The following is a 17,035-nucleotide window of genomic DNA, read 5'->3' on the forward strand; positions in this document are numbered from 1 at the left end:
TCTTACATCCCAAACAGCGATGCCGCGGCAACAGCTGCGCTATCCATCAGCGGGTTCGGGAAGAAGACGAAGGCCAGGATGATGATCGTTGCAACCGCCATGATGACATTCATCTCGGTACCATTGCGATCAAAGCCTTCGACCGGCTCGTCGAAATACATGACCTTGATGATACGCAGGTAGTAATAGGCACTGACGACCGAGGTCACGAGGCCAATGACTGCAAGCGTCACAAGACCGGCATCAACGGCTGCCTTGAAGACATAGAACTTGCCAAAGAAGCCAGCCAGCGGCGGGATACCTGCCATCGAGAACATGAAGATCGCAGTGATCGCGGCCATCAGCGGCTTGGTTTTCGCAAGACCGGCAAGATCGGTGATTTCCTCGTTCATGCGGTCATTACGACGCATGCACAGGATGACGGCAAAGGTGCCAAGGTTCATGACAAGGTAGATACCCAGATAAACCAGAACACCGGTGACACCTTCCTGCGTGCCTGCGGCCAGACCGACAAGTGCGAAACCAACGTGACCGATGGACGAATAGGCCATCAGACGTTTGATGTTTTCCTGACGCAGAGCGGCAAACGAACCAACCGCCATCGACAGGATGGAGATCAGGACAATGATCTGCTGCCAGTCTTCGACAGCACCGCCAAACGGACCAACCGCAACGCGGATGAACAGTGCCAGACCGGCAATCTTCGGCGCGACCGCAAAGAAGGACGTGACCGGGGTCGGCGCACCTTCATAAACGTCCGGGGTCCACATGTGGAACGGAACGGCGGAAACCTTGAAGCACAGACCGGCAAAGATGAAGGCCAGACCAACCAGCGCACCCAGCGGCAGTTCACCACCGACAAGGGTATTGCCCAGAACGGTAAAGTTCGTGGTGCCGGTAAAGCCATAGACCATCGACATGCCATACAGCAGGATGCCCGAGGCGATCGAACCGAGGATGAAGTATTTCAGACCCGATTCCGTCGAACGCACGGTGTCACGGCGGATAGCAGCGACAACATAAAGTGCAAGCGACTGCAGTTCGAGACCAAGATACAGCGACAGCATATCGGTTGCCGATACCATCGCCATCATGCCAAGGGTGGCAAGAGTGATCAGGATCGGGAACTCGAAGCGTGCCATGTTTTCACGCTCGGCAAAGTTCATGGCCATGATGATGCCGGTTGCAGAACCGATCAGGATCAGGACCTTGCAGAACTTGGCAAACGGATCAGCACTGAACTGACCAAAGAATGCCGAACCACCATCACCCATCACCACCAGTGCGATGGTAATGACCTGGGCGGCCACTGCCAGCCAGGATACGGTACGGAAGGATTTGTCCTTGCCGGCGAAAACCCCAAGCATCAACAGCGCCAAGGCAGAAACTGCCATAAACATTTCGGGCAGCGCGGCCCCGAGGTTGAGCATAGAAACTCCCATGTTCATTCCCCTCAATTCGCAGCCAGCTGGGCGGCTTGTGCCGCTGCAGCCTGGGCCGTTTCGACCTGGTTGACGAGGTTCTCAACCGAGACATGCATGATGTCGAGGAAGGAGACCGGGTAGACCCCCATCCACAGAACGATGATCACCAGCGGTGCAAAGATAATCCATTCACGCGGGCTCAGATCGAGGATGGTTTTCAGGTTCTCTTTGGTGAGTGCCCCGAAAATAATCCGGCGATAGAGATACAGCGCATAGGCCGCACCAAGGATCAGACCGGTTGCCGCAAAGAATGCGACCCAGGTGTTGGCTTCGAACGCACCCAGAAGTGCGAGGATTTCACCAACGAACCCGCCCGTACCCGGCAGACCAACAGACGCCATCGTGAAGAACATGAAGATCAGTGCGTAGCTCGGCATACGGTGGACAAGACCACCATAGGCGTCGATTTCGCGGGTATGGATACGGTCATAGACCACACCGACACACAGGAAGAGTGCACCGGAAACTACACCGTGGCTGAGCATCTGGAAGATCGAACCTTCGATACCGTGCTGATTAAAGGTAAATGCACCGATGGTAACAATCCCCATATGGGCGACCGACGAATATGCAATCAGCTTTTTCATGTCCTGCTGCGCAAGAGCGACCAGCGACGTATAGATGATTGCAACAATCGACAGCGTGAAGACGAGCGGTGCGAAGGTTTCAGACGCCAACGGCATCATCGGCAGCGAGAAACGCAGGAAACCGTAACCACCCATTTTCAACAGCACGCCAGCCAGGATCACAGAACCAGCCGTCGGTGCCTCAACGTGGGCATCGGGCAGCCAGGTATGGACCGGCCACATCGGCACCTTGACGGCAAACGATGCAAAGAAGGCCAGCCACAGCCAGAGCTGCATATTATAATCGAAGCCGTATTCCATCAGGGTCGGGATATCGGTGGTGCCGGCTTCGAAATACATCGCAAGCAGTGCCACCAGCATCAGGACCGAACCAAGAAGGGTATAAAGGAACAGCTTGAATGCCGCATAGACGCGACGCTGACCACCCCAGACGCCGATGATGATGAACATCGGGATCAGGACGCCTTCGAAGAACAGATAGAACAGCAGACCGTCAAGGGCACTGAACATGCCGACCATCATCGTTTCAAGAACGAGGAAGGCGATCATGTATTCCTTCACGCGCTTCTGGATCGCTTCCCATGCCGACAGGATACAAATCGGTGTCAGGAAGGTCGCCAGCAGGACGAACAGAACGGAAATACCGTCAACGCCCATGTGATAGGAAATGTTCAGACCCGGCATCCAGTCCGCCTGCTCGACGAACTGGAAATCTGCGGTCGTTGCATCGAAGTTCACCCACAGCATCAAGGATACGAGGAACGTGAACCCCGAGGTCCAAAGCGCAACCCAACGGGAATTGCGGGCAACAGTCGCCTCTTCACCATTGATCAGCAGCAGCAGCGCTGCACCGACCAGCGGCAGGAAAGTGACGATCGAAAGAATTGGCCAATCACTCATCGCCCGTTAACCCATCTTCCAAATTGTGTAGGAGACCAGCGCTGCAATGCCGATCAGCATCGCAAATGCATAGTGATAGACGAAACCACTCTGAATGGCGCTGACGCGACGTGCGATGTTACGGCAAGCAGCTGCCACACCATCCGGACCGCAACCATCGATGATGGCACCATCCCCTGATTTCCAGAAGCCATAGCCCAAAGCAAAGGCCGGCTTGACGAAAATCTTGTCATACAGCTCGTCGAAGTACCATTTGTTCAGCGCGAAGCGGTAAACACCGTTGAAGGTGTTGGCCAGCGTGCGCGGAAGCGACGGTACGAGCTTGTACATGACAATCGCAAGCGACAGACCGGTGATCATGGCAACAAACGGTGCCCATTTCACCCAACCCGGAACATGGTGTGCATTTTCCAGAGCGTTGTGACCTTCGGCCATGAAGAGTGCGCCATTCCAGAAGGTCAGCATTTCTTCAAAGTCGCCGCCACCGAACCAATCCTTGGCGAACCAGCCGGCAAAGACAGCACCGACGGTCAGGAACAGGAGCGGACCGGTCATGATCGCCGGGCTTTCATGCACGTGCGCCATGGTCCGTTCATCAGCGCGCGGTGCGCCGAAGAAGGTCAGGAAGATCAGACGCCAGCTGTAGAACGAGGTCATCAGAGCCGCAAGGATACCCGCCCAGAACGCATACAGGCCAACGCCGGTATGTGCCCCATAGGCGCTTTCAAGGATAAGGTCCTTGGAATAGTAACCCGCGAAGCCCGGAACACCGGTAATCGCAAGCGTACCAATCACCATCACAGCAAAGGTCAGCGGAACCATTTTGGCGATGCCGCCCATCTTGCGCATGTCCTGTTCATCAGACATGGCATGGATGACCGAACCGGCACCAAGGAACAGAAGCGCCTTGAAGAAGCCGTGTGTCATCAGGTGGAAGACACCTGCCGAATAAGCCGACACGCCGCAGGCAAAGAACATATAGCCCAGCTGCGAACAGGTCGAATAGGCAATGACGCGCTTGATGTCGTTCTGAACACAGCCGATGGTGGCTGCAAAGAACGCAGTCGAGGCACCAACGATGGTCACGATCATCAGGGTGGTTTCAGCATATTCAAAGATCGGCGACAGACGCGCGACCATGAATACACCGGCCGTCACCATGGTTGCCGCGTGAATAAGGGCGGAAACCGGGGTCGGGCCTTCCATTGCGTCCGGAAGCCAGGTGTGCAGACCAAGCTGTGCCGATTTACCCATCGCACCGATGAACAGCAGGAAGCAGGTAATCTCGAGGGCTGAGAACTCATGGCCCAGGAACATCAGCGTGGTTCCTGCGACTTCTTCGGCATTGCCAAAGATGACGTCGAACTGAACGCTGTCGAACAGGACATAAACCGCAAAGATACCAAGGGCAAAGCCGAAGTCACCGACACGGTTGACGATGAATGCTTTCATCGCAGCGGCCGATGCCGACGGCTTGGAATACCAGAAGCCGATCAGAAGGTAAGACGCCAGACCAACGCCCTCCCAGCCGAAGAACAGCTGGATCAGGTTGTCGGCGGTAATCAGCATCAACATCGCAAAGGTGAACAGGCTGAGATACGCCATGAAGCGCGGCTTGTCCGGATCATGCGACATATAGCCGATGGAATAGATGTGAACCATCGAGGACACGCCGGTAACAACAATCAGCATCACACAGGTCAGCGTATCAATACGCAGCGACCAGGACGCATCGAAGCTGCCAGAGGAAATCCAGGTAAACAGTTCAATCACAACCGGGTTGCCACCAAGGGCAACATCGACAAAGGCAAAGATCGAAATCACAAAGGCAATCACGACACCGGCAACGGTGACCAGCTGCGCCAGACGATCCGACGCGGACACACCATGATGGTGATGACCATGGCTGTCATGCGGGGCATCCTTTGCGGTCGACATGGCGCCGACCAGCGTGATGGCCCCGGCAAGGATTGCCGCGATCAGGGGCAGGAATACAATCAACGGATACATATCTGCCTTACCCCTTCATCATGTTGATGTCTTCAACCGCGATGGTGCCGCGGTTACGGAAATAGACGACCAGGATCGCCAGACCAATTGCCGCTTCAGCCGCAGCAACCGTCAGAACGAAGATGGTAAATACCTGTCCGACGAGGTCGCCGAGGAACGACGAGAACGCGACCAGATTGATATTGACCGCCAGCAGCATCAGCTCGATCGACATCATGATGATGATGACGTTCTTGCGGTTCATGAAGATGCCGAAGATCCCGAGTGTGAAAAGGATCGCCGCGACGGTCAGATAATGTGCAAGACCGATTTCCATCAGATCCCCCTTCCGACCGGAACTTTTTTGACTTCAAGCGTATCAGCGCGGGTACGCTTGACCTGCTCGGAGATTTTCTGACGACGGACACCTTCACGGTGACGCAGTGTCAGGACAATTGCGCCAATCATCGCAACAAGCAGAACCAGACCAGCCGCCTGGAAGATGTATGCGTAATCGGTGTAGATCAGTTGACCGAGTGCTTCGACGTTGGTCAGACCTGCCGGTGTCGGCTGCGCGAGAACCGCGACCGCCTCGTCGGTTAGGGTCCAGCCAGCGCCAACCAGTGCCAGTTCGACAAACAGAACAACCGCGATCAGAATGCCGATCGGCAGGTAGTTCAAAAAGCCCTGACGCATTTCGACAAAGTTAATGTCGAGCATCATGACGACGAACAGGAACAGGACTGCAACCGCGCCGACATAGACGACGACAAGCAGCATGGCGAGAAACTCGGCACCCAGCAGGACGAAAAGTCCGGCTGCGTTAAAGAATGTCAAGATCAGCAACAGTACCGAATGCACCGGGTTGCGAACGGTCACAACCGCAGTCGCGGACAAAACCGCGACGGTAGCAAACAGGTAAAAAGCCAAAGCCTGTACGACCATAAGGTACCCCCTTGGCGAACCGTTGCTGCCCCTTTGGCAAACAACGGCCCATGAACTCTCTTTCTAACGATCAGACGCGACACTTACCGATAAGGTGCGTCTGCCTCCAATCGTGCAGCAAGCTCGGCTTCCCAACGCTCGCCGTTTGCCAGGAGTTTGTCCTTGTCATAGAACAGCTCCTCGCGGTTTTCGGTTGCGAACTCGAAGTTCGGACCTTCGACGATGGCATCCACCGGGCAGGCTTCCTCGCAGAAGCCACAATAGATGCATTTCGTCATATCAATGTCGTAACGCGTGGTACGACGCGAACCGTCGTTGCGCGGCTCGACCTCAATGGTGATGGCCTGTGCCGGGCAAATGGCTTCGCAAAGTTTGCAGGCGATGCAACGCTCTTCGCCGTTCGGGTAACGGCGCAGTGCGTGTTCGCCACGGAAACGCGGGCTCAGCGGACCTTTTTCGTACGGGTAGTTGATCGTCACCTTGGGCTTGAACATATATTTCAAGGTGAGCGCCATTCCCGAAACGAGTTCCGCGAGCAGGAAGCTCCGGGCCGTCCGATCAATAAATGACATCGTTTACCTCTCTCTTTCCGATGCGCGGCGATCAGGCCGGGACCTTGTCAAAAACAACGAGGAACGTGGCAACCAGCATGACCCATGCGAAAGACAGCGGCAGGAAGATTTTCCAGCCCAGACGCATCAGTTGGTCATAACGGTAACGCGGGAAGGTTGCACGGACCCACAGGAAGATGAACAGAACGAAGCAGATCTTGATGATGAACCAGATTGCGCCCGGGATGAATTCGAGGAACGGCAACGGCGCGCTCCAGCCACCCAGGAACAGAATGGCGCACAGGCCACTCATCAGGATCATGTTCGCGTATTCACCCAGGAAGAACAGCGCAAAGGTCATTGCCGAATAGTCGACGTTATAACCCGAGACCAGTTCGGCTTCCGCTTCGGGAAGGTCAAACGGTGCGCGGTTGGTTTCTGCCAGAATGGATACGATAAAGACGATGAACATCGGGAAGTGATAAACGAAGTTCCACTCCCAGATACCACCGACCTGCCCGCGGACAATGTCGCTGAGGTTCAGCGAACCGGTCGTCAGCAGAACCGAGATGATGATCAGGCCAATCGAAATCTCATACGAAACCATCTGGGCGCCGGAACGCAGCGCACCAAGGAAGGCGTATTTGGAGTTCGATGCCCAACCGGCCATCACGATACCGTAAACACCCAGCGAAGAAATCGCGAAGATGTAAAGAATACCGACATTCAGATCGGCCAGAACCATGCCCTCGTCGAACGGAATAACCGCCCAGGCAATGATTGCCAGAATAAAGGTCAGCATCGGGGCGATGATGAACACGCCCTTGTTCGCGCTGCTTGGAATGATTGTTTCTTTCAGAAACAGCTTCAAACCATCGGCAAGCGGCTGCAGAAGGCCAAACGGCCCCACAACGTTCGGGCCCTTACGGAGCTGAATAGCACCGATGACCTTACGCTCGGCGTAGGTCAGATAGGCGACAGCACCCAGCAACGGCAGAACAATCGCGAGAATTTTGGCGACGATCCAGACGAGCGGTTCAATATATCCGTCCCAAAGAAGTTCCATCGGTCAAACCGTATCTTTTGCGTTTCGTCCCAAAATTGGGACACCCCCTTGCGGGATGAGCGACGATCAGATCGTCGCTCCCCTTACTCAGGCAACCTTCTCGGCAGCCGCATCCTTGACAAAGGCCTCAGTACATTTGGCCATCGTCACCGAAGCACGGCTGATCGGGTCGGTCATATAGAAATTGCGAACCGGCGATACAAAGCCATCAGACTTCATGTCACCTGACACACCGAAATCGGTCCATTCTGCCTTGGTCGGAACATTCAGCGACGCAAAGGTCGGGCTGAGTTCCACCATGCGCGAGCGAACGGCATCGATATTGTTGTATGGAAGGGTCAGATCCAGCGCACCGGAAAGTGCACGAACAATCGCCCAGTCCTCACGCGCGTCACCAACCGGGAAGATCGCACGCCAGCCCTGCTGGGCGCGGCCTTCGGTGTTGACATAGGTGCCATTCTTTTCGGTGTAAGCAGCCCCCGGCAGGATCACGTCGGCTGCCTGTGCACCGGCATCGCCCATTGCACCCTGGTAAATGACAAATGCCTTTTCCAGTTTGCTCATGTCGACTTCGTCGGCACCCAGAAGATAGACAACCTCGATATCGCCTTTGGCGGCACCATCGAGAATGTCATTGGTTGCCAGACCGCCCTCACCCGGTACGAAGCCGAGATCAAGACCGCCGACACGCGATGCCGCAGTGTGCAGAACGTTAAAGCCGTTCCATTCACCAGAAACCATGCCGTATTTCTCGGCAATGGCGCGGGTGGCAGCAAGAACCGCGTCACCGTCTTCACGGTTAAGCGCGCCCATGCCGACAATGATCATCGGCTTTTCAGAAGCCTTGAGAACCTTGGCGAACTCGTGCTTGCCATCCAGGATTTCCTGGAGGGTTTCCGGACCAGCACCAAGATAATCGTTCTTGTAGGTCGGATCCCACTTTTCACCAATGATGCCGACTTTGAAATCGCCAGCGGTCGTGCGCCAGCGTTTGCGCAGACGGGAATTGATGATCGGCGCTTCGGCACGAACATTGGCACCAACGATCAGGCAGGCATCTGCCTCGTCAATACCGGCAATCGTGCTGTTGAAGATATAGGAGGCACGCGGGCCACCAATCTTCGAGCCGTCCTGACGGCAATCGAGGTTCGGCGAACCAAGCTTGCCCATCAGGTCTTTCAGCGCGGTCATCGATTCACAATCGACCGTGTCACCCGCAAGGGCGGCAATTTTCTTGCCATCCAGGCCAGAAACCTTTGCCTTGATCGCAGCAAATGCTTCGTCCCAGCTTGCCGGCTGCAGCTTGCCATCCTTGCGAACATACGGACGGTCAAGGCGCTGACGTTTCAGGCCATCAATGGCGTAACGGGTTTTGTCCGAAATCCATTCTTCGTTGATGTCTTCGTTGGTGCGCGGCAGAACGCGCATCACTTCGCCGGTACGGGCATCGATACGAATGTTCGAGCCAACCGCGTCCATGACATCGACGCTATCGGTTTTCTTGAGCTCCCACGGACGCGCGGTAAACGCATACGGCTTGGAGGTCAGCGCACCGACCGGGCACAGGTCAACCAGGTTGCCTGAAAGCTCGGAGTTGATGGAGGCTTCGATATATGGTCCGACTTCGGTGTCTTCGCCGCGGTAAACAGCACCCATGGTGCCGACACCGGCGACTTCCTCGGAGAAGCGAACGCAACGGGTGCAGTGGATGCAACGGGTCATGATCGTTTTGACGATCGGACCCAGTTCCTTGTCCTTCACAGCACGTTTTTTCTCGGCGTAACGTGAAGAGTCAAAACCATAGGCCATGGCCTGGTCCTGAAGATCACATTCACCACCCTGGTCACAAATCGGGCAATCCAGCGGATGGTTGATCAGCAGGAATTCCATCACGCCGTTGCGTGCCTTTTTCACAAGGTCGGAATCGGTTTTGATCACCATTCCATCTGCCGCAGGCATGGCGCAGGATGCGACCGGTTTCGGCGCACGTTCCATTTCCACCAGACACATACGGCAGTTGCCGGCGATTGACAGGCGTTCGTGATAGCAGAAACGCGGGATTTCCTTACCGGCCTCTTCACAGGCCTGAAGGACTGTCGCCCCGGCTTCTACTTCAACTTCAATACCGTCAACTGTTAGTTTCGGCATGTCTCAATCCCTCTCAACAGGCCTCTCTCAGGCCGCGATCCGTGCGCGATATTCCTTGATCCGACGTTCCATTTCGGGACGGAAGTGACGGATAAGGCCCTGAATCGGCCATGCAGCAGCATCGCCAAGCGCACAAATGGTGTGGCCTTCGACCTGTTTGGTCACATCCCACAACAGATCAATCTCATCGAGCGTGGCTTCGCCGCGAACCATGCGCGTCATCATACGCATCATCCAGCCGGTACCTTCACGGCACGGCGTGCACTGACCACAGCTTTCATGCTTGTAGAATTCCGACAGACGCGCGATCGCGTAGACAATGTCAGTTGACTTGTCCATGACGATGACAGCAGCGGTCCCAAGACCGGAGCCGACTTCACGCAGGCCGTCAAAGTCCATCAGAACGTCATCACAGACGTCTTTTGGCATCAGCGGAACAGATGAACCGCCCGGAATAACCGCAAGAAGGTTGTCCCAGCCGCCACGAACGCCGCCGCAATGCTTTTCGATCAGTTCCTTGAGCGGGATGCTCATGGCTTCTTCGACAGTGCACGGCTTTTCAACGTGACCGGAAATGGCAAACAGCTTGGTGCCGTGGTTGTTTTCACGGCCAAAACCGGCGAACCACGAACCACCACGACGCAGAATGGTCGGAACAGCGGCAATCGATTCGACGTTGTTAACCGTGGTCGGGCAACCATAAAGGCCTGCGTTCGCCGGGAACGGCGGTTTCAGGCGCGGCTGGCCTTTTTTACCTTCGAGGCTTTCGATCAGGGCGGTTTCTTCGCCACAGATGTAAGCACCGGCACCGAGATGCAGGTAAAGGTCAAAGTCCCAACCAGAGCCACAGGCGTTTTTACCGATCAAACCGGCTTCGTATGCCTCGTCAATCGCGCGCTGAAGGTTGGATGCCTCGTGATAGAATTCACCACGGATATAGATATAGGCCGCATGCGCATTCATCGCGAAGCTGGCCAGAAGGCAACCTTCGACCAGGGTGTGCGGATCATTGCGCATGATTTCGCGGTCTTTACAGGTACCCGGTTCACCTTCGTCGGCGTTCACAACCAGGTAGCTCGGACGACCATCAGATTCCTTGGGCATGAAGGACCATTTGAGGCCGGTCGGGAAGCCAGCGCCCCCACGACCACGCATACCGGATGCTTTCATCTCGTCGATGATCCAGTCGCGGCCTTTTTCGATCAATGCCTTGGTACCATCCCAGTTGCCACGGGACTGCGCACCTTTAAGGCCGAAATCCTGGAAACCATACAGGTTGGTAAAGATACGATCCTTATCCTGCAGCATATCAGGCGTCCCCTTCGCTTGCATCAGCATCCTGCGAGGCTGCGCCGCAGCCACAGAATGCCTTCAGAACCTTCGGACCATCGATCGGCTCGCACCCTTTGCGGCCGCTCTGCGGACCGGCTTTCGGCTTCTCGCCCTTTTTGAGGGCATCGAGGATGGCCTTGGTCGTTTCCGGCGTCAGGTCTTCGTAATAATCGTCGTTGATCTGCATCATCGGTGCGTTGACACACGCACCAAGGCATTCGACTTCGATCATGGTGAACTGACCGTCTTCGGTGGTTTCACCAACGCCAATGCCGAGTTCCTTTTTGCAGGTATCGACAACGTCGGCAGAACCGCGAAGCCAGCACGGCGTGGTGGTGCAAACCTGGATGAAGTTCTTACCCACCGGGGCAAGGTTATACATCGTATAGAAGGTTGCGACCTCGTAGACGCGAATGGCCGGCATTTCGAGCATGTCGGCAATGTAATCCATTGCGACGGTCGGAACCCAGTTACCTTCGGTCTGACGCTGTGCCAGATCAAGCAGCGGCATGACCGCGCTCTGCTGGCGGCCTTCCGGATACTTGGCGATGATCTTCTTTGCTTTTTCCTGATTTTCAGGCGTGAAAGCAAAGCTGGTCGGCTGAAGCTCTTTCGGAGCTGGTCTTCTCAAATGGCTCATCGGTCAATCTCACCGAACACGATATCTAGCGACCCGATATTGGCAACGACGTCGGCCAGCATGTGGCCTTTTGACATGAAGTCGATGCCTTGGAGGTGCGGGAACCCCGGGGCGCGGATTTTGCAGCGATACGGACGGTTCGAGCCATCCGAAACAAGATACACACCAAACTCGCCTTTTGGTGCCTCGACCGCGGCATAGCATTCGCCGGCCGGTACGTGGAAACCTTCGGTGAAGAGTTTGAAGTGGTGAATAAGGGCTTCCATCGAACGCTTCATTTCGGCGCGCGACGGCGGTGCCACTTTGTTGTTTTCAACAATGACAGGGCCATCCGGCATATTTTTGATGGCCTGCTTGATGATTTTCAGCGACTGCCACATTTCTTCGAAACGGACAAGGAAGCGGTCATAGCAATCGCCGTTCTTGCCGACAGGAATGTCGAAGTCGAATTCTTCGTAAGAGTCATAAGGCTGCGATTTGCGCAGATCCCACGCCAGACCCGATGCACGGATGTTCGGACCGGTGAAGCCCCAATCAAGGGCTTCTTCGGCACTGACGATACCGATATCGACCGTACGCTGTTTGAAGATACGGTTGCCGGTCAGAACACGGTCGAAGTCTTTCATAAAGATTTCGTACTGGTCTGCCCATGCGTCGATATCATCAAGCAAGCCTGCCGGAAGATCGGCAGCAACGCCACCCGGACGGAAGTAGTTGGCGTGAAGACGGGCGCCACAGGCGCGCTCATAGAATTCCATGAGCTTTTCACGTTCTTCAAATCCCCACAGAAGCGGGGTCATCGCACCAACGTCCAGTGCGAACGCGGTCAGGTTCAGAATGTGGTTCAGGATACGACCGATTTCCGCATAAAGAACACGGATATACTGCGCACGCTTGGGCACTTCGACGCCCATCAGCTTTTCGATGGCCAGGCAATAAGCATGTTCCTGGTTCATCGGTGCGACATAGTCGAGACGGTCGAAATACGGGGTCGCCTGAATATAGGTCTTATATTCGATCAGCTTTTCCGTACCACGGTGCAGAAGACCAATGTGCGGGTCGGAACGTTCGACGACTTCGCCGTCCATTTCCAGAACCAAACGCAGAACGCCGTGCGCCGCAGGGTGCTGCGGGCCGAAGTTCATGGTCATGTTTTTGATTTTTTGTTCGGACATCAGGCGTTGCCCTCCGCCTTTTCATCACCCGGAAGAACATGCTGGATGCCTTCCCATGGGCTTTCGAAATCGAAATTACGGAAATCCTGAACCAGTTTGACCGGCTCGTAGACAACACGCTTCTGTTCATCGTCATAACGCACTTCGACATACCCGGTCAGCGGGAAGTCCTTGCGCAGCGGATGACCTTCAAAACCGTAATCGGTCAGAATACGGCGGGGATCCGGATGACCGGCGAAGAAGATACCGTACATGTCCCACGCTTCGCGCTCGAACCAGTCGGCGGCGCTGAACAGCGAAACACAGCTTGGTAACGGGGTGTCTTCGTCAGTACGGACCTTCACACGAATGCGCAGGTTATGCTTCAGAGACAGCAGGTGATAGACAACGTCGAAACGCTCAATACGTTCCGGGTAGTCTGCACCACAAACATCAATAAGCTGCTTGAACAAGCAGCCGGTATCATCCCGAAGGAAGGTCAGAACTTTAAGGATATCATCGCGCTTGGCGACGATGGTCAGCTCGCCGTAACGAATCTCGCTTTCGAGAATTTCGTTGGCCAGCTGTGACGCCACCAGATCTTTCAGATCTTTCAAAGCAGCGCTGTTATCGCTGAGCAGTTCGCTCATGCAAGCCCCCTATTACGGATCAGCGTGTCAGGACACCGGTACGGCGGATTTTCTTTTGCAGCTGCATCACGCCATAAATCAGCGCTTCGGCTGTCGGCGGGCACCCGGGAACGTATACGTCCACCGGCACAACGCGATCACAACCGCGTACCACCGAATAAGAATAGTGATAGTAACCGCCGCCATTGGCGCACGAGCCCATCGAAATAACCCAGCGCGGCTCTGCCATCTGGTCATAGACCTTACGCAGTGCCGGGGCCATTTTGTTGGTCAGGGTACCAGCAACGATCATCACGTCCGACTGACGCGGGCTTGGGCGGAAAACCAGACCATAACGGTCAAGGTCATAACGCGACGCCGCCGAATGCATCATCTCAACAGCACAGCAGGCCAGACCGAAAGTCATCGGCCACAAGGACCCGGTGCTTGCCCAGCTTGCGAGTTTATCGAGATTGGCAAGGACAAAGCCCTTGTCGTTCATCTCGTCAAACACGCCCTTAAGCATTGCATCCTGATCCGAACCGGGTGCCAGGGGTGCGCCTGAGTTGGTGCTCACTCCCATTCCAAAGCTCCCTTCTTCCATTCGTAGATAAAGCCGACCGTCAAAACAGCCAGGAAGATCACCATCGATACAAAGCCGAATGTTCCGATATCACCGAGGGTTACAGCCCACGGGAACAGGAAGGCGACTTCGAGGTCGAAAATAATGAACAAGATTGCGACCAGATAGAACCGAACGTCGAACTTGATGCGCGCGTCTTCGAACGGCGCAAACCCGCATTCGTATGCGGACAGTTTCTCAACATCCGGTGCCTGCTTGGCAAGAACCAGCGACGCGATGACGATTACCGCCGAAAGACCGACGGCGATCCCGATGAACACCAGGATCGGAAGATATTCCGAAAGAAGCTCTTGCATCTCTCTGACCTCTCAAGAACAGGCCTTTTGACCCGACCAGGTCCCCACCTGGCCAATTACGGCGCACCATAACGTATGCACCGCACAAGTTCCAGTCCCCAAGCACGTTGAACATGCTCTAAGACCGGAAACTTTCTAATCTTTTTACCGTTTACTATCGTCCGATATCGGGCTGGACGTCGAGATGATCAAGACCCAATCGTGCGAAGCAGCATTAGCAACACAAGAAAAGGCGACCGCGGAAAAGACAATTCGCCCCAAAAAAGACAACAGATGATGGATCATGGCGCGAGCGACGAGACTTGAACTCGCGGCCTCCGGCGTGACAGGCCGGCGCTCTAACCAACTGAGCTACGCCCGCAAAATGACCATCAATCGGCGCGCCTTTGTTAGACCACCCCCCAAACCAAGTCAAGCAGCTAGCAACGATTTCAACCCATTCGACAATTGCGCCCGCAAACATCACCCTTTGCGGGGTAATTTGGCTCCGAAATTGTACGGCATTAATCAATTTTGTACATTTAGGGCGCTTTATACCGATGGGGCTTTGCAAAGGGGTGTCGGCTTTTATAGAATTGTTGACAAATAACCCCTATCTTACGGTGCGATAGAGGCAGGTTCGGGCGTCAGGTTCCACCCCGAACAGAGTCATTACGACGGAGAAGACCACCCGTGGGGCGCGTAAAAGAAGAATACAGATCACTGGCCGGACCTGAAAAGGCAGCGATTCTCATGCTTGCTCTTGGGGAAGAGCACGCAACCAAGATGTTCAGCATGATGGATGACGAGGAAATCAAAGAGATTTCCCAAACCATGTCGAGCCTCGGTACGATCAACTCTAATATCGTTGAGCGCCTTTTCGTCGAATTCGCTGACCAGCTGTCTTCAACCGGCTCGCTGGTCGGTTCGTTTGATACCACCGAACGCCTGCTTTCCAAGGTACTGCCCGAAGACCGCGTGAACGGCATCATGGAAGAGATCCGCGGTCCTGCGGGTCGTACCATGTGGGACAAGCTCAACAACGTGAACGAAGCGGTTCTGGCGAACTACCTGAAAAACGAATATCCGCAGACCGTCGGTGTGGTTCTGTCCAAACTCAAACCCGCACATTCTGCGTCGGTTCTCTCACTTTTGCCGGAAAACTTCTCGATGGAAGTCATCATGCGTATGTTGCGCATGGAAGCCGTTCAGAAAGAAGTTCTCGATAACATTGAAAAGACGCTGCGCACCGAGTTCATGTCGAACCTTGCGCGCGGTTCGCGCGGTGATAACCACGAACTGATGGCGGATATCTTCAACAGCCTTGACCGCCAAAGTCAGGACAGATTTCTCACTGCGCTTGAAGAACGTAACCGTGATTCCGCCGAGAAGATCAAGGCGCTTATGTTCACCTTCGAAGACCTTGCGCGGCTTGACAACAACGGCGTTCAGACGCTGCTGCGTCAGGTCGAAAAGGACAAGCTTGCCCTGGCGCTGAAAGGCTCGACCGATCAGATGCGCGACCTGTTCTTCAAGAACATGTCCGAACGTGCCGGCAAGATGATGAAGGAAGATATGGACGCGCTTGGCCCGGTTCGTCTGTCAGACGTCGAAGAGTCGCAGATGATGATCGTCCAGCTGGCCAAGGAACTGGCCGCACAGGGCCAGATCGTCATTTCCGAAGGCGGTGCCGAAGACGAAATGGTCTTCTAGTCCCCACCAAAATACCGCAACTGCACAAACACCAAAGGGACAGCCAATGCTGTCCCTTTTTTCGTTCGTCAGGCGCGATCAGATGGGGAATATCCCAAGCTAAGCCAAACTACCCTGCCCTAGCCCAGAATGACGTTAGGAACCGGATCAGAGATCGACTGAATTTCCCAGCGCAGGCGGTTCTGACCGTTGATTTCACGGAACTCTACTGCGTTGTGGCTGCGCACCCCTGCGGTCGTGCGGACCTCGATCTTGCCGGTCATCTGGTAGCCGAGTGCCGTCAGGCGGTCCTGATACTGGTCAGGGACAAAGCCGCCCCGAATTTCAACGGTGTTTCGCTCTGAATTAAAGAACATTTCCAGTATGCGCGATTGCCGGCGGACAAAGACGAAGCTTTTTTCGCGCATGATGTTGCCGCGCTTTTCATAGACCATGTTGAACACGCCGCGCCCGGTATAGGTCAGCTGTCTTACAGCCGAATCGCGCTTGAGATCGGCCAGAACCTTGGCGACCTTTTCCTTTTCACCCTCCGCATCCAGACTTTTATCCAGAAGGCCTTGGGTAATGTTTGGCTGCACCAGCAAACCACGGTAGCTCAGGCGATAATCGCCATTCCGCTCCATGGACAGATCAATGGTGAAGGCCTCCGGCAGATAGCAGCTGGCAAGCATTACGGGCAGGCACAGAACGATCAGAACCTGACGGCATATCGACCATGTTTGACGCGCGAACCGCTGTGGTATTGCTGCCGGGCTGATACGCTCAGGGCGAGATGGATGGCGGGCCGGATTACTGTTCATCTTGAAGGTTCCGATTCTCTTGACCATGGCATCAACAGTGCCTGTCCGCCGACCAAGCGTCAACTTATACAAGCCCCTGTCCGAAGGACGATATGGGGAAGCAAAGCAACTGCTTACAGGAGGTCTGGATACGCAAAATCCGGAAACGAAAAAAGGCAGCCTTTAGGGCTGCCTTTATC

16 protein-coding genes and 1 tRNA gene are annotated in these 17,035 nt (G+C 55.0%); 1 reads left to right on the top strand and 16 read right to left on the bottom strand.

Translation table 11 applies throughout. The features are described 5' to 3' along the window. Nucleotides 1-2: 2 nt before the first annotated feature. The 15 genes from nuoN to TH4_RS13620 all read right to left on the bottom strand — a co-directional run bounded on the left by nuoN (nucleotide 3) and on the right by TH4_RS13620 (nucleotide 14,725). Nucleotides 3-1,442 (bottom strand): NADH-quinone oxidoreductase subunit NuoN, encoded by a 1,440-nt coding sequence (gene nuoN, locus TH4_RS13550; protein ID WP_245227870.1) that lies wholly within the window; start codon nucleotides 1,440-1,442, stop codon nucleotides 3-5. A gap of 11 nt (nucleotides 1,443-1,453) precedes the next feature. Then, entirely contained in the window at nucleotides 1,454-2,971 is a 1,518-nt protein-coding gene (locus tag TH4_RS13555; RefSeq protein WP_008891220.1) for an NADH-quinone oxidoreductase subunit M, read from the bottom strand. A 6-nt stretch (nucleotides 2,972-2,977) separates the two neighbouring features. Next, the gene (nuoL, locus tag TH4_RS13560; RefSeq protein ID WP_064781502.1) at nucleotides 2,978-4,981 is read right to left on the bottom strand and encodes an NADH-quinone oxidoreductase subunit L; all 2,004 of its coding nucleotides are present in this window, start codon (nucleotides 4,979-4,981) and stop codon (nucleotides 2,978-2,980) included. Nucleotides 4,982-4,988: 7 nt separating this feature from the next. After that, nucleotides 4,989-5,297: an NADH-quinone oxidoreductase subunit NuoK gene (gene nuoK, locus TH4_RS13565; protein WP_007089416.1), complete on the bottom strand. Its 309-nt coding sequence runs from the start codon at nucleotides 5,295-5,297 to the stop codon at nucleotides 4,989-4,991. After that, nucleotides 5,297-5,905 carry an NADH-quinone oxidoreductase subunit J gene (locus TH4_RS13570; protein ID WP_044826785.1) on the bottom strand — a complete coding sequence of 203 codons (609 nt, stop codon included), beginning with the start codon at nucleotides 5,903-5,905 and terminating at the stop codon, nucleotides 5,297-5,299. Before TH4_RS13570 ends, nuoK begins: the two co-directional genes overlap by 1 nt. Nucleotides 5,906-5,988: 83 nt before the next feature. Further along, on the bottom strand, nucleotides 5,989-6,477 hold the full coding sequence (gene nuoI / locus TH4_RS13575; RefSeq protein WP_008891223.1) for an NADH-quinone oxidoreductase subunit NuoI: 489 nt from the start codon (nucleotides 6,475-6,477) through the stop codon (nucleotides 5,989-5,991). A 31-nt stretch (nucleotides 6,478-6,508) separates the two neighbouring features. Next, the gene (nuoH, locus tag TH4_RS13580) at nucleotides 6,509-7,522 is read right to left on the bottom strand and encodes an NADH-quinone oxidoreductase subunit NuoH (protein WP_008891224.1); all 1,014 of its coding nucleotides are present in this window, start codon (nucleotides 7,520-7,522) and stop codon (nucleotides 6,509-6,511) included. A gap of 87 nt (nucleotides 7,523-7,609) precedes the next feature. After that, on the bottom strand, nucleotides 7,610-9,670 hold the full coding sequence (gene nuoG / locus TH4_RS13585; protein WP_064781503.1) for an NADH-quinone oxidoreductase subunit NuoG: 2,061 nt from the start codon (nucleotides 9,668-9,670) through the stop codon (nucleotides 7,610-7,612). Nucleotides 9,671-9,697: 27 nt separating this feature from the next. Then, nucleotides 9,698-10,978, bottom strand: coding sequence for an NADH-quinone oxidoreductase subunit NuoF (gene nuoF, locus TH4_RS13590; RefSeq protein WP_008891226.1), 1,281 nt, complete (start codon nucleotides 10,976-10,978; stop codon nucleotides 9,698-9,700). A 1-nt stretch (nucleotide 10,979) separates the two neighbouring features. Further along, on the bottom strand, nucleotides 10,980-11,642 hold the full coding sequence (gene nuoE / locus TH4_RS13595; RefSeq protein ID WP_064781504.1) for an NADH-quinone oxidoreductase subunit NuoE: 663 nt from the start codon (nucleotides 11,640-11,642) through the stop codon (nucleotides 10,980-10,982). Further along, complete coding sequence (locus TH4_RS13600) at nucleotides 11,639-12,817, bottom strand: NADH-quinone oxidoreductase subunit D (RefSeq protein ID WP_064781505.1); 1,179 nt, start codon at nucleotides 12,815-12,817, stop codon at nucleotides 11,639-11,641. The genes nuoE and TH4_RS13600 overlap by 4 nt, the downstream gene beginning before the upstream one ends. Further along, nucleotides 12,817-13,446 (bottom strand): NADH-quinone oxidoreductase subunit C, encoded by a 630-nt coding sequence (locus TH4_RS13605; protein ID WP_064781506.1) that lies wholly within the window; start codon nucleotides 13,444-13,446, stop codon nucleotides 12,817-12,819. Before TH4_RS13605 ends, TH4_RS13600 begins: the two co-directional genes overlap by 1 nt. A 19-nt stretch (nucleotides 13,447-13,465) precedes the next feature. Then, nucleotides 13,466-14,008: a NuoB/complex I 20 kDa subunit family protein gene (locus TH4_RS13610; RefSeq protein WP_040823994.1), complete on the bottom strand. Its 543-nt coding sequence runs from the start codon at nucleotides 14,006-14,008 to the stop codon at nucleotides 13,466-13,468. Beyond that, the gene (locus tag TH4_RS13615) at nucleotides 13,999-14,364 is read right to left on the bottom strand and encodes an NADH-quinone oxidoreductase subunit A (protein WP_008891231.1); all 366 of its coding nucleotides are present in this window, start codon (nucleotides 14,362-14,364) and stop codon (nucleotides 13,999-14,001) included. Before TH4_RS13615 ends, TH4_RS13610 begins: the two co-directional genes overlap by 10 nt. A 284-nt stretch (nucleotides 14,365-14,648) precedes the next feature. Beyond that, nucleotides 14,649-14,725: transfer RNA gene (locus tag TH4_RS13620), tRNA-Asp, on the bottom strand. Between the two features lie 311 nt (nucleotides 14,726-15,036). Between TH4_RS13620 and fliG the strand changes: the two genes are divergently transcribed. Then, nucleotides 15,037-16,056 (top strand): flagellar motor switch protein FliG, encoded by a 1,020-nt coding sequence (fliG, locus tag TH4_RS13625; protein ID WP_008891232.1) that lies wholly within the window; start codon nucleotides 15,037-15,039, stop codon nucleotides 16,054-16,056. 119 nt (nucleotides 16,057-16,175) lie between these two features. On the opposite strand, the gene TH4_RS13630 is transcribed toward fliG, so the two are convergent. Continuing rightward, complete coding sequence (locus TH4_RS13630; RefSeq protein WP_245227872.1) at nucleotides 16,176-16,856, bottom strand: hypothetical protein; 681 nt, start codon at nucleotides 16,854-16,856, stop codon at nucleotides 16,176-16,178. Nucleotides 16,857-17,035: the final 179 nt, after the last annotated feature.

The sequence above is a fragment of the Thalassospira tepidiphila MCCC 1A03514 genome, from assembly GCF_001662875.1.
Classification (GTDB): Bacteria; Pseudomonadota; Alphaproteobacteria; order Rhodospirillales; family Thalassospiraceae; genus Thalassospira; species Thalassospira tepidiphila.